Source organism: Bradyrhizobium sp. SZCCHNR1002 (assembly GCF_032381435.1).
In the GTDB taxonomy this organism is placed as follows: Bacteria; Pseudomonadota; Alphaproteobacteria; order Rhizobiales; family Xanthobacteraceae; genus Bradyrhizobium; species Bradyrhizobium aeschynomenes.
In genome coordinates this window covers 794,594-811,316 of the sequence record NZ_JAUHIS010000001.1, presented here as the reverse complement: position 1 = coordinate 811,316, position 16,723 = coordinate 794,594, and the positions used below count along the sequence as shown (strand labels likewise).

General features: G+C 65.4%; 11 protein-coding genes and 1 tRNA gene. 6 read left to right on the top strand and 6 right to left on the bottom strand.

Annotation, left to right across the window (positions count from 1 at the left end; all coding sequences use genetic code 11):
• Window positions 1-79 precede the first annotated feature (79 nt).
• From QX108_RS03620 to QX108_RS03605, 4 genes are all read right to left on the bottom strand, one after another.
• Window positions 80-1,114 (bottom strand): cysteine synthase A, encoded by a 1,035-nt coding sequence (locus QX108_RS03620; protein ID WP_315720189.1) that lies wholly within the window; start codon window positions 1,112-1,114, stop codon window positions 80-82.
• Window positions 1,115-1,194: 80 nt separating this feature from the next.
• Complete coding sequence (locus QX108_RS03615; RefSeq protein WP_315778747.1) at window positions 1,195-2,427, bottom strand: cyclopropane-fatty-acyl-phospholipid synthase family protein; 1,233 nt, start codon at window positions 2,425-2,427, stop codon at window positions 1,195-1,197.
• A gap of 109 nt (window positions 2,428-2,536) precedes the next feature.
• Window positions 2,537-3,379, bottom strand: coding sequence for a DUF1365 domain-containing protein (locus QX108_RS03610; protein ID WP_315778749.1), 843 nt, complete (start codon window positions 3,377-3,379; stop codon window positions 2,537-2,539).
• A 7-nt stretch (window positions 3,380-3,386) separates the two neighbouring features.
• Complete coding sequence (locus QX108_RS03605; protein WP_315720186.1) at window positions 3,387-4,700, bottom strand: NAD(P)/FAD-dependent oxidoreductase; 1,314 nt, start codon at window positions 4,698-4,700, stop codon at window positions 3,387-3,389.
• A gap of 297 nt (window positions 4,701-4,997) precedes the next feature.
• On the opposite strand from QX108_RS03605, the gene QX108_RS03600 reads away from it, so the two are divergent.
• Genes QX108_RS03600 through QX108_RS03580 form a run of 5 tightly spaced genes read left to right on the top strand, consistent with a single transcriptional unit; the run spans window position 4,998 to window position 14,945 of the window.
• Window positions 4,998-6,521 carry an efflux transporter outer membrane subunit gene (locus QX108_RS03600; RefSeq protein ID WP_315720185.1) on the top strand — a complete coding sequence of 508 codons (1,524 nt, stop codon included), beginning with the start codon at window positions 4,998-5,000 and terminating at the stop codon, window positions 6,519-6,521.
• Window positions 6,511-7,902: an efflux RND transporter periplasmic adaptor subunit gene (locus tag QX108_RS03595; RefSeq protein ID WP_315778753.1), complete on the top strand. Its 1,392-nt coding sequence runs from the start codon at window positions 6,511-6,513 to the stop codon at window positions 7,900-7,902. The genes QX108_RS03600 and QX108_RS03595 overlap by 11 nt, the downstream gene beginning before the upstream one ends.
• Before the next feature lie 30 nt (window positions 7,903-7,932).
• Window positions 7,933-11,061: an efflux RND transporter permease subunit gene (locus QX108_RS03590; protein WP_315720183.1), complete on the top strand. Its 3,129-nt coding sequence runs from the start codon at window positions 7,933-7,935 to the stop codon at window positions 11,059-11,061.
• Window positions 11,061-14,165 (top strand): efflux RND transporter permease subunit, encoded by a 3,105-nt coding sequence (locus QX108_RS03585; RefSeq protein ID WP_315778755.1) that lies wholly within the window; start codon window positions 11,061-11,063, stop codon window positions 14,163-14,165. Before QX108_RS03590 ends, QX108_RS03585 begins: the two co-directional genes overlap by 1 nt.
• 39 nt (window positions 14,166-14,204) lie before the next feature.
• Window positions 14,205-14,945 (top strand): tRNA-uridine aminocarboxypropyltransferase, encoded by a 741-nt coding sequence (locus QX108_RS03580; protein WP_315778757.1) that lies wholly within the window; start codon window positions 14,205-14,207, stop codon window positions 14,943-14,945.
• 271 nt (window positions 14,946-15,216) lie between these two features.
• Here the strand turns inward: QX108_RS03580 and QX108_RS03575 are convergent.
• Window positions 15,217-15,290: transfer RNA gene (locus tag QX108_RS03575), tRNA-Cys, on the bottom strand.
• 173 nt (window positions 15,291-15,463) lie between these two features.
• The gene (locus QX108_RS03570; protein WP_315720166.1) at window positions 15,464-15,772 is read right to left on the bottom strand and encodes a hypothetical protein; all 309 of its coding nucleotides are present in this window, start codon (window positions 15,770-15,772) and stop codon (window positions 15,464-15,466) included.
• A 323-nt stretch (window positions 15,773-16,095) separates the two neighbouring features.
• Here QX108_RS03570 and QX108_RS03565 point away from each other — a divergent pair, with 323 nt between their 5' ends.
• The gene (locus QX108_RS03565) at window positions 16,096-16,671 is read left to right on the top strand and encodes a ubiquinol-cytochrome c reductase iron-sulfur subunit (RefSeq protein ID WP_315778759.1); all 576 of its coding nucleotides are present in this window, start codon (window positions 16,096-16,098) and stop codon (window positions 16,669-16,671) included.
• Window positions 16,672-16,723: the final 52 nt, after the last annotated feature.

The window sequence follows — 16,723 nt, the reverse complement described above, 5'->3', positions numbered from 1 at the left end:
AGGGGCGAATAGCGAATGGGAAATAGCGAAGAGGGATTGCGAGCCTCGATTCGAGGAACGATCCGTTCGCTACTCGCTATCACACGAATGGCGGCTTGATCCCGCTGCGCCGCTCGAGCCAGGCCGGCACCGGCAGGTCCTTCGATCGCATGAAGGCCGGATTGTACAGTTTCGACTGATAGCGGTTGCCGGAGTCGCACAGGATGGTCACGATGGTGTGGCCCGGGCCGAGATGCTTGGCCAGCTCCACCGCGCCGGCGACATTGACGCCGCTCGACCCGCCCAGGCACAGGCCCTCGTGCTGCACGAGGTCGTAGATCGTGTTGATGGCGACCTCGTCCGAGATCAGGAAGGCCGTGTCGACCTTCGCGGTCTCGATCACCGGCGTCACCCGGCCAATGCCGATGCCTTCGGTGATGGAGTCGCCCGGCGTGGATTTGACGACGCCGTTCTTGAACCATTCGTACATCGCAAAGCCATGCGGGTCGGCGCAGGCGATCACGATATCCTTGCTCTTTTCCTTCAGATACCGGCTCGTTCCGGCGATGGTGCCGCCGGTCCCGAGCGCGCAGACGAAGCCGTCGACCTTGCCGCCGGTCTGCTCCCAGATCTCCGGACCCGTCGACTCGTAGTGAGCCTTGGCGTTGTCGAGGTTATTCCACTGGTCGGCGAACAGGACGCCATTCGGCTCGGTCTTGCGCAACTCGTCGGCGAGCCTGCGGCCGACATGCTGGTAGTTGTTGGGATTGCTGAACGGCAACGCCGGCACCTCGACCAGCTCCGCGCCGCACAGCCGCAGCGTGTCCTTCTTCTCCTGGCTCTGCGTCTCCGGAATCACGATCAGGGTGCGATAGCCGCGTGCGCTGGCGACCACTGCGAGCCCGATGCCGGTGTTGCCGGCCGTGGCTTCCACCACGAGGCCGCCCGGCTTGAGGTCGCCGCGCTTCTCGGCCTCCAGGATCATCCACTTGCCCGCGCGGTCCTTGACCGACTGGCCGGGATTCATGAATTCGGCCTTGCCGAGAATGGTGCAGCCGGTCGCTTCCGAGGCGCGCTGGAGCTTGATCAGGGGCGTGTTGCCGATCGCCGCGACGACGTCGTTATGAATGGTCATTTTGCAGATACCGTAGGAGTTTCCTCGATCACACTTAAGAGGACCCTAGCCCGATATCCAGAGCAGCGTAAGCCGCCGCGTCAGGACCCCGACTTGGCAAAAACGACCTGCCTGACGTCGATGTTGCCGGAGAGGAAACCTGCTTCGCAATAGGACAGATAGTACTCCCACAGCCGGCGGAAGCGCTCGTCGAATCCCGCAGGCGTCAGGTCCGGCCAGGCCGCGCGGAAATTGCTTCGCCAGATCGCGAGCGTCTTGGCATAATCTTCCCCGAAGATGCGCTCGCGGATAACGGGTATTCCAAAGCGTTCGCCGAGCGACTTCAGGATCTGCGGCGTCGGCAGCATGCCGCCGGGGAACACATAGCGCTGGATGAAGTCGACCTCGCGCCGATAGTGCTGGAACAGGCTGTCCTGGATGGTGATCGCCTGGACACCCGCCAGTCCGCCCGGCAGCAGCCGGTCTCGCAGCTGCGAAAAATATTTCGGCCAGAACTGCTCGCCGACGGCCTCGATCATCTCGATCGACGCGATGCGGTCGTAGCGGTCGCGTTCGTCACGATAGTCCTGCAAACGGATCTCGACCTTTTCGGCCAGCCCGGCCTCCTGGATGCGGCGCTGGGCGAAGTCGCGCTGCTGCTCGCTGATCGTCAGCCCGACGACCTTGGCGCCGTACGTCTTGGCAGCATATTCGGCAAAGCCGCCCCAGCCGCAGCCGATCTCGAGCAGCGTCTGGCCCGGCTTCAGATCGATCGCTTCGGCGAGCCGCTTGTACTTGTTGGTCTGCGCCGCAGTGAGGTCGGTCGTGTGCTCCTCGAACAGGGCCGAGGAATAGGTCATGCTGGGATCGAGCCAGCGCGAATAGAACGCGTTGCCGATGTCGTAATGGGCATAGATGTTGCGCTTCGCCTGGCGCTTGGTGTTGCGGTTGAACCAGTGCCGCACCAACTGGGCAAACCGGATCAGCGGCTTGTCCTCCAGCATCGACTGCAGCAGATGCTGGTTCACGCAGAACAGATAAAGAAACTGCGTCAGATCGGGGGTATCCCAGTCCCCGTTCAAATAGGCCTCGGCAATGCCGATATCGCCGCCGTTGATGATGCCGGAGGCGAAGCCGTAATTGGCCAGGATCATCTCCGCCGCCGGCCCCGGCTCGGCGCCGCCGAGCCGGACGATGCGGCCGTCGGGCAGCGTGACGTCGAGCGTTCCCTTGCGCAACCGCGAGCCGAAGCCGAGCGCCAGCCTGGGCAGGCGGGGCAGGTCGGCGAGCACCTCGTCGATGTTGTCAGGAGTGACGGCAATGACGTCCGGCATGGCAGGTCCATTCACGCAAACAGCTCGGCGTCCCAGTCTCCCGGACGGCGCGCGATGGACACCTGGTCGGGCTCGACTGATCGGACGAGAGCGCGCTGGCCGCTGATGGTCAGCGCCGAGATATATAAGCGTGGCTGCCGTTTCCCGCCAAGCCAGTATTGGTTCCTGGGCTTGCGGCGGGTTCGCCCCGCGGGACGAGGCGGACGCCCTTGGCCCAGAGCCGTAGCGCCTCCCAATGAATGGCACCAAAGATCTTGAGGGTCACGAGGGGGAGGGATGCGAACGCCGCCAGCAGGGATCGCGAGGAGAGCGCACGGCGGCGGCCGAAGAAGGTGGCGGCGAGCAGGGGGCCGTCGCCACCGGTTTCGAGAATCCGCAACTTCACATTGTCGCCGGGCGGCGTGACCCGGAAATGGTAGCGCATCGCCATGTCGATGAAGGGCGAGACGTAGAATGTCTTGTCCTGCTCCTGGCGCAGTCCGGCGTCCGTGAACTCCCCCGGCCTGACCGGCAGCACATAGGGCTTGATCTCGCCGAAAGTGTTGCGGACCTCGTAGATCATCAGCGCCAGGGTGCCGTCGCTGCGATAACAGAAATACACCGAGAGCGGATTGAAGACGTAGCCGAGCAGCCGCGGATAGCACAGCAGCAGGACGCGGCCTCCGGCGAGATCGATGCCGTGCTCGGCGGCACAGTCCTGCGCATAGGCCAGCAGCGAGGAGCCGTCACGTCGGCCATGGTCGCGCTCGTGAAAGCTGTAGAGCGCGCGGCGGTTGACGCCGAACAGCACCGACTGCCTGTCCGCCTCGTCGAGTCGGCCGAGATCGACCAGCAGGCTCATCACGCGATACTGGAAGCGGTGCGTTGTCGGCCGCATGCGGGCATGCATGACCTCGCCGACATAGAGCGCAGCCGCTTCTCGCTGGTGCTGTGCGCTTGGGTCTGTATCCATCTCGCGTCTATTCCGCCGCCTCGGCGAGCCCGGCAGGAAGCCCGCGCCACGGCACACCGGCGCCGAGCGCCTCCGCCACAGCGAGGCCCGAGCGCAGCCCGTCCTCGTGAAAACCATAGCCGGTCCAGGCCCCGCAGAACCAAGTATGGCGCTGCCCCTGAATCGTTGCCAGACGCTTCTGCGCCGCAAAGGCGGCAGCGGTGTATTGTGGGTGCTCACAGACATATTTGCCGAAGGTCAGCTCCGGAGCCGGAGCGAAGGGTGGGTTGAGGCTGACGAACAGCGGCCTGTGATGGTCGATGCCCTGCAGATTGTTCATCCAATAGGTCACGGCAACGTCGTTCATCGGAACGCCCTCGCGCTGCCAGCGCAGAAAATTCCAGGACGCCCAGGCGCGTCGCCGCTTCGGCATCAGCCTGGTGTCACGGTGCAGGTAGATCGTATTGGGCGAGTATTTGATCGCGCCGAGCACGCTGCGCTCATGCTCGTCCGCATCGCCGAGCATCGCGAGCGCCTGATCGCTATGGGCGGCGATCACCACATGATCATAGCAGTCCCGATGGCCGCTGCTGTCCTCGATCACAACCCCTTGGGGCGTGCGCTCGATATTGGTCACCGCACTGCCAAGCCTGACATGGTTGCGGAAGCTGGACGTCAGCTTCTCGACATAGCGGCGGCTGCCGCCTTTCACGGTGCGCCAGATCGGGCGGTCATACTGCAGCAGCCGATGGTTGCTGAAGAACGCCACGAAGTTCTCGGCCGGAAATTCCAGCATCTCGGACGCCGGGGCGGACCAGATCGCGGCGCCCATCGGGGCCAGATAGTCGGTCAGGAGCCTTGGCGCGAAATGGTTGCGCCGGAAATAGTCCCCGAGCGTCAGCCCCCCCAGCCGGCCGGCCTTGAAATCGGCGACGCTCTGCTCGTTGAAGGTGAGGATGTCCCTGAGCATCCAGAGATAGGATGTCGACAGCAGGTTGCTTGGCTGAGCAAACAATCCTCTGGCGGTGTCGAGCCAGTTGTCACCGCCGCCTTTCCACTCGAAGCGGCCGGCATCCGCCGTTACTGCGAAGCTCATGCTGCTCTCGACCGTCTCGACCCCGAGATGATCGAACAATGCAGTCAGATCCGGATAGTTCAGCTCATTGTAGACGATGAAGCCGATATCGACCGAGACTGGGGCGCCGTCATAGTCGATGGTCACGGTGTGGCTGTGGCCGCCCGGACGGATATCGCGCTCATAGACGGTGATCGGATAACGCTTCGCCAGGGACCAGGCTGCGGCATTTCCCGCAATACCCGTTCCGACCACCGCAACTCGCATGCATTCCCCCCTGAAGTTCACGTGCAAGTTACGGCTCCCCCGGCAAAGGGTTTCAGAGCGCGTTCCCCGCGTCACACCACGCCCAAAATGGCCGTCGACAGATGAAATCTTGGTAAGGCTATGGTGGGAGACCTGTGGCCTTTGTGGCTCGAAAACCCGCTGAATTACGGGAGATTCGTTGATTCTCGGTCCCGCGATGGCGGTCTCGCCCACCGGGGACAGCACGGCTGCAGGGCTGTCCGCCGCCTTGGGCTGCGGCTAGAATGATTCCCAAGACGACAGGGAAGCATCACGCCAGTGTCACCAGTGGGAATCGCCGTCGACGAGCCTTGCCGCGCGTCCGCTGACACGCGGACCGTCGCGGGAAACCGCGAGAGCCGCAACCGGGCGGGCCTGCGGCATTTCGCCCGCTGGATCGCTGCGGTCGGACTGGCGGCCAGCTCGGCCGGCTGCCTCCTGACGCAGGACATCCCCGATCCGGCCCTGGACCTCCCAAGGCGCTACAAGTCTGCTTCGGGCGCCGACCTAGCGGCACCGCCGCCCCTAGACTGGTGGCGCGGCTTCGGTTCGCGCGAGCTGACGCAGCTGATGGAGGAGGCGCAGAGCGTGAACCTCGATATCGCCGCTGCCGTGGCAAGGTTCAGGCAGGCCGATGCGCTGGCCCGCCAGGCCGGTGCCGCGCTGCTGCCGAGCCTGTCGACGACGGGGCAGGAGACATACTCGCGCACGTCCGGCTCGAGCTCGAGCGGGCTCACCAATGGCGGCCGCGAGGTCGTCAATTACCAGGCCTCGCTCTCGGCCAGCTATCAGCTCGACTTCTTTGGCCAGAATCGCGATGCGCTGCAGGCGGCCGAGGAGACCGCGGTCGCCAACCGCTTCGACCGCGACGTTACCCAGCTGACGACGCTCGCGACCGTTGCGAACGCCTATTTCCAGGTGCTGGCGGCGCAGGATCGCATTCGCACCGCCGAGCGCAACATCGCAAGCGCCACGCGCGTGCTCGATGCGATCCGCGAGCGGCAGAAGGCGGGCACCGGCAACGATCTCGACGTCGCCCAACAGGAGAGCGTGCTCGCCAACCAGAAGGCCGCGGTGCCGCCGCTTCGCCAGACGCTCGATCAGAACGTCAACGCGCTCGCTGTGCTGGTGGCGCGCTCGCCCGAGGGCATCCGCATTTCAGGCGGATCGCTGGATCAGATCAGGACGCCTCGCGTCACGCCAGGGCTGCCGTCGGAGCTCCTGACGCAGCGGCCGGACATCCGCCGCCAGGAGGCACAGCTCGCATCGGCCACCGCCAACGTCGGCAGCGCGCGCGCGCAGTTCTTCCCGAGCATCCAACTGACGGGCAACGGCGGCTATCAGAGTGCTGCGCTCGTCTCGCTGTTTCAGCCGCATGCGGCGTTCTTCAGCCTGGCCGGCAGCCTCACCCAGCCGATCTTCGACGGCGGCCGGATCCTGGGCAATTTCGAGAATGCGAGGGCGCGTCAGGACGAGCTGTTGCAGACCTATCGCAAGACCGTCATCCAGGCCTTCACCGACGTCAACAATGCGCTGTTCTCGATCAAGCAGACCACGCTGAGGCTGCAATTGCAGCGCCAGGTCGTGGCCGCCTCGCGCCGCGCGTTCGAGCTTTCGGAGCAGCAATTGCGCGCTGGAACTGCCGACATCGTGACGGTCTTGAATACCCAATTGACACTGTTCCAGGCCGAGGACGCGCTATGGCAGGCGCAGCTGGCCCGCCTGCAGGCGTTCGTGAGCCTCTATCAGGCGCTCGGCGGCGGCTGGGAGCCGCGCATGGAGAAGTCGGCCGATGCTCTTTAAACCGGACGAAAGAGGGGCAGGCGCGGTGAAGCGGGCGCGGTCGAGCGTCGCCCGGCGGCTGGTGTCGATCACGATCACGCTGCTGATCGTCGGCGGCCTCGGCTATATCGGCTGGATGGCGATGCAGCAGAAGCAGCAGGCCAACAACCGCTTCGCCCGGCCCGACCTTCCCGTACCCGTCCTGGCGGCGTCGCCGGCGATCAAGGATGTGCCGGTCTATCTGGACGGCGTCGGCTCGGTGCGCGCGCTCAACACGGTGACGGTCCGCTCGCAGGTCGACGGCAAGCTCATCGCGGTCAATTTCGTCGAAGGGCAGGACGTCAAGCAGGGCGACGTGCTCGCCGAGATCGATCCGGCGATTTATCAGGCCCAGTACGACCAGGCCGTCGCCAAGAAGGCGCAGGACGAGGCGCAGCTCGCCAACCAGAAGCTCGACCTCGCCCGCTATGAGCAGCTCGCCGCCAGCAGTGCCGGCTCCAAGCAGCAGGCCGACACGCAGCGCGCCGTCGTGGCGCAGCAGCAGGCGCTGATCAAGGCCGATCAGGCCGCGATCGACAATGCCGCGGCGACACTGAGCTACACCAAGATCGTGGCGCCGATCTCGGGCCGCGCGGGTCTGCGCCAGGTCGACCAGGGCAACATCATCCGCTCGTCGGATGCGACCGGGCTCGTCGTGATCACGCAGTTGCAGCCGATCGCGGTGCAGTTCAGCCTGCCGCAGCAGCAGATCACGCGGGTCAACGCGGCCTCGGCGAAAGGACCGCTCGCCGTCGATGTGTTCGGCAATGACGGCGCGACCGTCATCGACACCGGGACGTTGAAGGGCATCGACAATCAGGTCGATCAGACCACCGGCACGCTGAAGCTGAAGGCGGAATTTCCCAATGCCAAGTTTCAGCTCTGGCCCGGCCAGTTCGTCAATGTCCGCCTGAAGGTGGAGACCTTGTCCCAGGCCATCACGGTGCCGACGTCGGCGGTGCAGCGCGGGCCCGCCGGTACCTTCAGCTACGTGATCGGGGACGGTGACATCGCCTCGGCGCATCCGGTGACCGTGGTGCAGCAGAACGAGAGCGAGGCGGTGATCGCGAGCGGGTTGAGCCCCTCGGATCGGGTTGTCACGACGGGCTTCGCCAATCTCGCCGATGGTGTGAAGGTCGTGGTCGGACGCGCCGAGCAGACGCCGCAGGCCGATCTCGCGCCGCGCAAGCGTGGCCGCAACCCGCAGGGCAAGGATCAGGCGAAGGAGGGCGCTCCGCCCGAAGGCGCGCCGAAGGATGGCGAGCGCCGTCGCAGACCGCAAGCCGACGGCCAGACCGACACCGGCGGTGCGCCATCCCAGGGAGGCGGTGAGCAGGGGCGCGGCACGAGGGCGCAGCCATGACCCGAATGAGAGGTTGACGAGCAGGTCGCGATGAGCGTCTCAGAACCCTTCATCCGCCGTCCGATCGCAACGTCGCTGCTCGGCGTCGCGCTTCTGATCGGCGGCCTGCTCGGCTATCTCGCGCTGCCGGTCTCGGCGCTGCCGCAGGTCGACTTCCCGACGGTGCAGGTGACGACGCAGCTGCCGGGCGCCAGCCCCGACGTGATCGCCTCGCTGATTACGGCGCCGCTGGAGCGTCAGCTCGGTCAGATCCCCTCGCTCTCGGCGATGAACTCGACGAGTTCGTTCGGCGTCAGCCAGATCTCGCTGCAATTCGATCTCGGACGCGACATCGACGGCGCCACGCAAGACGTGCAGGCCGCCATCAACGCCGCCGCCGGCGTGCTGCCTAAGTCGCTGCCCTATCCGCCGACCTACGCCAAGGTCAATCCGGCCGACGCCCCCGTGATGACGCTGGCGCTGACCTCGGACACGATCTCGCTGCGCGCGATGAGCGACATGGCCGATACGATCCTGGCGCAGCGGCTCAGTCAGGTGTCCGGCGTCGGCCGCGTGTCGGTGCTCGGCGGGCTGAAGCCGGCGGTCCGTGTTCAGGCGGATCTGGCGCGGCTCGCGGCCTATGGCATCTCGATGGAGGATCTGCGCGCCGCGATCGCCGGCGCCAACGTCTCTGGTCCCAAAGGCTCGCTGGACGGCGCCCAGCAGGCCTATCTGATTACGGCCAACGATCAAATCGCGGCCGCCGACGCCTACAAGCCGATCATTATCGCCTACCGCAACGGCTCGCCGGTCACGATCGGCGACGTCGCGACCATCGTCGATGGACTTGAGAACGACCGCACCGGCGGCTGGTACCAGGGCGTGCCGGCCGTGATCCTCGACATCCAGCGCCAGCCGGGCGCCAACGTCATCGAGGTCGTCAGGCAGATCCGCGCCGAGATCCCCAAGCTGCAGCGCACGATCCCGGCCGGCGTGAAGCTCGCTACTGTCAGCGACCGCACTGTCACGATCCGCGCCTCGGTGCACGACGTGCAGTTCACGCTGGTCTTGAGCGTCGTGCTGGTGACGCTGGTCGTATTGCTGTTCCTGCGCTCCATCCGCGCCACGATCATCGCCGGCGTCGCATTGCCGCTGTCGCTGATCACGAGCTTCGGCGTGATGTATTTCGCGGGCTTCAGTCTCGACAATCTCTCGCTGATGGCGCTGACGATCGGCACCGGATTCGTCGTCGACGATGCGATCGTCATGATCGAGAACATCGTGCGCCACATGGAGAACGGCGAGAGCGCGATGAATGCCTCGCTGCGCGGCGCGCGCGAGATCGGCTTCACCGTGATCTCGCTGACCGTGTCGCTGATCGCGGTCTTTATTCCGCTGCTGTTCATGTCCGGACTGGTCGGCCGCATGTTCCGCGAATTTGCGCTGACGCTGACGATCGCGGTGGTGACCTCGGCGGTGGTGTCGCTGACATTGACGCCGATGATGTGCTCGAGGCTGCTCAAGCACGCCAGCGAGGAATGGGTGCTGCCCGGGTTGAACGCGGTCAGCCGCTTCATCGACCGCACGGTGGCGCTCTATCACCGCAGCCTGCTTTGGGTGCTCGACCGCCAGACCGAGACGCTGGTGGTCACCTTCGCGACCCTGGCCGCGACGCTGGCGCTTTATGTCGCCGCGCCCAAGGGATTCCTGCCGCTGCAGGACACCGGCTCGATCACCGCGGTGACCGAGGCAGGTCCCGATGTCTCGTTTACCGAGATGAAGAAGCGGCAGGCCGAGGTCGCGGCCGCCATCCAGGCCGATCCCGATGTGATCGGCGTGGTCTCGGTGATCGGCGCCGGATCGGTCAACCCGACCACCAATGTCGGCCGCCTGGTCATGACCTTGAAGCCGCTCGGCGAACGCCAGGATGGCGTCTCCGAGGTCATTGACCGGCTCAAGCAGAAAACGTCGGGCGTCCCCGGCATGACCGTGTACTTCCAGCCGGTCCAGGACGTGCAGATCTCGACCCAGGCGAGCCGCTCGCAATACCAGTATACGCTGACCGGCGCCGATGCCGGCGACGTGTCGAAATGGGCGCGGCAGCTGGTGGCGGAGATGCGGCGCGATCCGCTGTTCCGCGACGTCTCCTCAGAGGCACAAGAGGGGGGCCTGCGCGCGGAGCTGACGATCGATCGCCAGCGCGCCGGCCAACTCGGCGTCAGCCTGCAGGGCGTCACGGATACGCTCAACGACGCCTTCGCGCAGCGGCAGATCTCGACCATCTACGGTCAGGCCAACCAGTACCGCGTGGTGCTGGAGGCGCTGCCGATGTATCAGCGCGATCCGTCGATCCTGTCCAAGCTCTATCTGCCCGGCGCCGGCGGCCAGGTGCCGCTCTCGGCGGTCGCCAGCCTGAAGCGCACCACGGCGCCGCTGGCGATCTCGCATCAGGCGCAATTTCCGGCGGTCTCCTTGAGCTTCAACCTCGCGCCCGGCGTCGCGCTGAGCGAGGCGGTGGACGCGCTCCACGCCACGGAGAACCGCATCGGCATGCCCGGCAGCATCATCGGCGTGTACTCGGGCGATGCTGCCGAATTCGCCAAATCGCTGGCGGGTCAACCCTGGCTGCTGCTGGCCGCCGTCATTACGATCTACATCGTGCTCGGCGTGCTCTATGAGAGCTATATCCATCCCATCACGATCCTTTCGACGTTGCCGTCGGCCGGCGTCGGCGCCATCCTCGCCTTGATGCTGTTTGGCCAGGATCTCTCCGTGATCGGGCTGATCGGCATCATCCTGCTGATGGGCATCGTGAAGAAGAACGCGATCATGATGATCGACTTCGCGCTCGAGGCCGAGCGGCACGACAGCCGCACGCCTTACGACGCGATCGTGCAGGCCTGCCTGCTGCGCTTCCGGCCGATCATGATGACGACGCTCGCCGCGCTGTTCGGCGCGCTGCCGCTGGCGATCGAAAGCGGCACCGGCTCGGAGCTGCGCTTTCCGCTCGGCATCTCGATCATCGGCGGCCTGCTGCTCAGCCAGCTGCTCACACTGTACACGACGCCGGTGATCTATCTTGCGCTCGACCGGATCAATCGCCGCTTCGAGCGCGCCTTGCCGCCTGCGCCCGACCTGCCGTCGCCGCCGATCGCGGGTGCCACCGAAGGCATCCAGTGATGGCCTCGATCTCCGAGCCGTTCATTCGCCGGCCGGTCGGCACCACGCTGCTCTCGGTCGGCCTGTTCCTGCTCGGCATCGTGGCCTACATCTTCCTGCCGGTCGCGCCGGTGCCGAATGTCGATTTCCCGTCGATCTTCGTGAGCGCATCGCGGCCGGGCGCCGATCCCTCGGTCATGGCGGCGACGGTCGCAGCACCGCTGGAGCGGCGGCTCGGCGAGATCGCGGGCGTCGACCAGATCACCTCGACGAGCTCGCTCGGCACCACCAACATCCAGATCCAGTTCTCGATCGGCCGCGACATCGACAAGGCGGCGCGCGACGTGCAGGCGGCGATCAACGCTTCGCTGTCGGACCTGCCGAGCGACCTGCCGGCGCTGCCGCGCTTCCGCAAGGCCAACACGGCGGCTGCTCCCGTGTTCGTGCTGGCGCTCACCTCGAAGACGCTGACGCCGAGCGCGATGTACGACGTCGCCGACACCGTTCTGGCGCAGCGCCTGTTCCAGGTGCCGGGCGTCGGCAATGTCACGGTCAGCGGCGCCGATCAGCCGGCAGTGCGCATCGCGCTCAATCCGGTCTCGCTCGCCAATGCCGGGATTTCGACCGACGACGTCAGGACGGCCATCGTCAACGCCAATCCGATCGGGCCGGTCGGGATCTTCGAGGGCGGACGGCAGAGCGAGACCATCGCGGTCAACAAGCAGATGCGCACCGCCGCGGAATTCCGCGACATCCTGATCAAGAGCAGCAATGGCAGCTTCGTACGGCTGTCGGATGTCGCCGATGTCGAGGATTCCGTGCGCAACGTGCGCTCGATCGCCTGGTTCAACAAGCAGCCGGCGGTGCTGATCCAGATCGCCAAGCAGGGCGATGCGAACGTGATCGAGACCGTCGACCGCGTCAAGGCGCTGATCCCGGAGCTCAAGCAATGGCTGCCGGCGGGCATCGAGATCGCCACTCTGGTCGACCGCACCGGCACCATCCGCGCCTCGGTCGAGGACATGCAGTGGACCCTGCTCGCGACCGCCGTGCTGGTGATGGTGGTCGTGTTCCTGTTCCTGCGCCGCTTGGTGCCGACGGTCGCGGCCGGCGTCTCGGTGCCGCTGGCGCTGGCCGGCACCTGTGCCGCGATGTGGCTCGCCGGCTTCTCGATCGACAATCTCTCGCTGATGGCGCTGGCGATCTCCGTCGGCTTCGTCGTCGACGACGCCATCGTCATGATCGAGAACATGTACCGCAATCTCGAGCATGGCCTGTCGCCGATGCGCGCGGCGCTCGACGGCGCGCGCCAGATCGGCTTCACCGTGCTGTCGATCAGTCTCTCGTTGATTGCCGCCTTCGTGCCGCTGATCTTCATGGATGGCGTGGTCGGCCGTCTGCTGCGCGAGTTCTCGCTGACGCTGACCTTCGCGATCGTGGTGTCGACCCTGGTGTCGCTGACGGTCACGCCGATGATCTGCGCGCATTACATCAAGGAGACGCTGTCCGACCGTGCCACCTGGTTCGACCGCATCGTCGAAGGCGCGCTTTCGGGCATGGTCGGCTTCTACACGTGGACGCTCCGTTACGTGCTGATGTTTCCGTTCCTGACCCTGCTCGTGTTCTTCGCCACGATCGCGCTCACGGTGACGCTCTACATCAAGGTGCCCAAGGGCTATTTTCCGACCGATGATTCCGGCTTCATCATCGGCGCGACGCGCGCCTCCGCCGACATCTCGTTCCAGTCGATGCTGAGCCTGCAGCAGCGGCTCGCCGACATCGTGATGGCGGATCCCGCCGTGGCTGGCCTTGGCTCGACGATCGGAGGCGGCGGCGGGCCGGGCGGCGCGACGTCGAACCGCGGCACGATGTTCATCAATCTCAAGCCGCCGGAGGAGCGGGGGGGCGTCCCGACGCAGGCAGTGATCGATCGTCTGCGGCGGAGCCTGTTCATGGTTCCCGGCATCCGTCTCTTCATGTTCGCCGCCCAGGACGTGCGCACGGGCGGTCGGCAGAGCGATTCCGACTATCAATACACGCTGAGCAGCCCCGACCTGGACCTGTTGCAGAAATGGGCGCCGATCGTGGCCAAGCGGCTGGAGACGGTCGAGGGCATCACCGACATCTCCAGCGACCGCGATCCCGGCGGCTTGCAGCTGGCGCTGAAGATTGACCGGCAGAAGGCGGCGAGCATGGGCGTGCGCGTCCAGGACATCGACAACGCGCTCAACAACGCGTTTGCGCAACGCCAGGTCTCGATCGTCTACAGCCAGCGCAACCAGTACATGGTGGTGCTGGAGATCAATCCGAAGCTTCAGACCGATCCGTCGAATCTCGACCGCATCTATGTGGCCGGGGCAGGGGACGCGCAGGTCCCGCTCTCGGCGCTGGTGAAGGCCGAGCGCGGCCTGTCGCCGCTCGCGGTCTATCACTCGCAGTCGTTCCCCTCGACCACCGTGTCGTTCAACCTGCTGCCCGACGTGCCGCTGCAGGCGGCAACGACGAATATCCAGCGTGCCGTCGACGAGCTGCATATGCCCGAGGGTATCCGCGGCAGCTTCGACGGCAATGCCGGCGATTTCAACAAGAGCAGCGGACGGCAGCCGCTGCTGATCCTCTCCGCGCTGGTCGCGATGTATATCGTGCTTGGCGTGCTCTATGAGAGCCTGGCGCATCCGCTGACCATCATCTCGACCCTGCCGTCGGCCGGGCTTGGCGCGCTGCTCGCCTTGCAGATCACCAATACGCCGCTCACCGTGATCGCCTTCGTCGGCATCATCCTCCTGATCGGCATCGTCAAGAAGAACGGCATCATGCTGGTCGACTTCGCGCTCGAGGCCGAGCGCCAGCGCGGCATGTCCTCGGCGGACGCGATCTTCGAGGCGTGCCGCGTCCGCTTCCGGCCGATCCTGATGACGACGCTGGCCGCACTGTTCGCCGGCCTGCCGCTGGTGATCGCGACCGGCCCCGGCACCGAGCTGCGCCGGCCGCTCGGCATCACCATCATCGGCGGCCTGCTGGTGTCGCAGATCCTCACCCTCTATACGACGCCGGTGATCTACCTCCTGATCGACCGGCTGCGCCGCCGCTCCGCGCCCGAGCCGCTGGCCGCGCCCGCGGAATGAGCGATTGTCGCGCTGCCTGCGGGCGCGTATAGGCGCGATATGTCCGACCAGCCTCAAGACCATCCGCCGCTCACCGCCGAGCCGCCACCCGACTGTCCGCGCTGCCAGAAGCCGTTGCCGCTGTGCATCTGCGACAGCGTCGTCCCGCTGGAGAGCCGGCTGGGGCTCCTGATTCTGCAGCACCCGCAGGAGCAGGACCGCGCGCTCGGCACCGCGCGGCTGGCCGCGCAGCATTTCAAGAACGCGGTGGTCAAGGTCGGGCTGTCCTGGCCGAGCCTCGCCAAGGCGCTGGGCCGGCCGGTTGCGGACCCGGCCCGCTGGGCGATCCTCTATCTCGGCTCGGCCAAGGCGGCCGAGTTGGATCCCGAGAGCGAGGTGATGGCGCTGACCCGCAAGGGCGAGATGGCCGAGAACCAGCGCGCCATCCTCAAATCGATCGAGGGCGTGATCCTGCTCGACGGCACCTGGAGCCAGGCCAAGGCGCTGTGGTGGCGCAATCCGTGGATGCTGAAATGCCAGCGCGTCATTCTCGGACCGCGTCGCCCCTCCCGCTATGGGCATCTGCGCCGCGAACCGCGCCGCGACGGTCTGTCGACCATCGAGGCGGCGGGCCTGCTGATGGCGGCGCTGGAGCGCCGGCCGGAGATTGCCACGACCCTCGATGCAAGCTTCGAGCGGATGCTGGCAAGGTATCGGGAGGTGGAGAAGGCGCACCCCGAGCTCACCTCGCGGCCCAAGCCCCGCAAGCCCGACTGGCGTGGCCGTAAACGCCGGATTTAGGAACCCCGGGTACGCTTCTTGCATTGCAGCATGGAACGAGGATGAGAGCCATGCAGGAAGCAGAAAAAACCAACGTGGTGCAGTTCCGAGACTATGCGCCCCGGCGAGCCGGCAGGTCCGGGTCCGAACGGGCCGGTGTCTCGGCTGGCGAGCGAGGGGCGGTTCTGACCTGGCCACGCGCACCGGCCAGCTATCCCGGCGGCATCGACGATCTGCCCATCTAGCGCCGGTCTCGACGCGACGGGTGGTCCAGCCGCTTGATTCGATTGAGTGGAGGCCACGACCAGAATTGAACTGGTGTAAACGGTTTTGCAGACCGCTGCGTAACCACTCCGCCACGTGGCCCCATGGCGCATGCCTTAGACTTTTCCGTCGCATGTCGCAAGTGCAACGGTTCGCCGAGCGGAGGCGGCATCGTCACGCACCCGCCGGGTGTCACGTTCCGTGTATGTTTTCAGGCTACATGGCCGATCGTCCGGCGAGATCCGATCATGGCTCCCAACATGACGTCGCGGTTTTCATTCCGCGATGGTGAGACCAACAGCAACATCCTCGCCTGTGCGTGCAAGCCTCCGAGTTCGCGTGTCATCAATTGCGGAGGACAAATCGTGGAGCAATGCCTTCAGCTCGGTTGATAGGCCCGCCGTGTTGACGATCTTGATGATGTAAGGCGGCTTGAGCGTGTTCAAGCCACCTCCAAAAATGGAATCCAAGAACGCACCTACGATGTCGCCGTGCCATGTCGGGGCTCCAATCGCGCCCTTGAGCGCCGATCGGAAATCGTCAGGCGTTCTCCAGTTCCTTGCATCGAGTTCGATGTCCTGCATATCCGTATGATCGGCCGCTGCAAAATGAAGGCTCCCACGCTGCGACTGTCGGAGCCTTGCTGCAGGATGCTCAAGCGCGATCAGTGACGCAATCGTAGTGCGTGAGCGCACGCCCTGCAACCGCGGCGTTCGCCGGCTGCTGCATCCGCGATGACGCGAAGCAGCGACGATATTTGAAAACATCGCGGCGAAATCGCGCTGCGCGCCTTGATTTCGGCGGGTTGTATTGTTCTAATCATTCTATGTCAGGGTGCGCTGCGGGACGGCGGGTGTAAGGCAGCATTCCCAGAACTCACACACAACATCACACGCAAAGATCTGTCATGGACGAGCATCCGACACGTCGTTCGGTGGTTCTCGGCACGCTTGCCGCTTGCGCGTCGGTCGCAGGCGCGGCGGCCGATGACGATGATCCTCGTAAGGAGAAGCGGCCACAAAAAGGCGACCTGCTCGTCTTCTCGGAAGGGGACCGCGAAGGACAGACGATCACGCTGGGCGACATGAAGGTCGGAGAGCCACCGGTCCATGCATGGCCGAAGGATCCGATGGATGCGATCGTGCGCGACGGTTCGCGGCTGAACGAGGTGCTTCTCGTCAGACTGGATCCGAACGAACTCGACGAGAATACGCGTTCGCGCGCAGCGGAGGGCATCGTCGCCTATTCGGCGATCTGCTCGCATGCGGGGTGTCCGGTAACGGCCTGGATCAAGGCCAGCGAAGGCAACGACGATGTCTTCAAATGCATGTGCCACAACTCCGAATACGATCCACGGCGCGGGGCGCAGGTCGTGTTCGGTCCCGCGCCGCGGCGGCTTGCCGCGTTGCCCCTCGTGATCAAGGACGGCGTGCTCGTGATCGCCGCACCTTTCATCGGAAAGGTAGGTGGCCAGCAGGGCTGATGAGATCTCGTGTGCCTATCGGAACTCGCATCGTCACGACAAGCATTGAAGC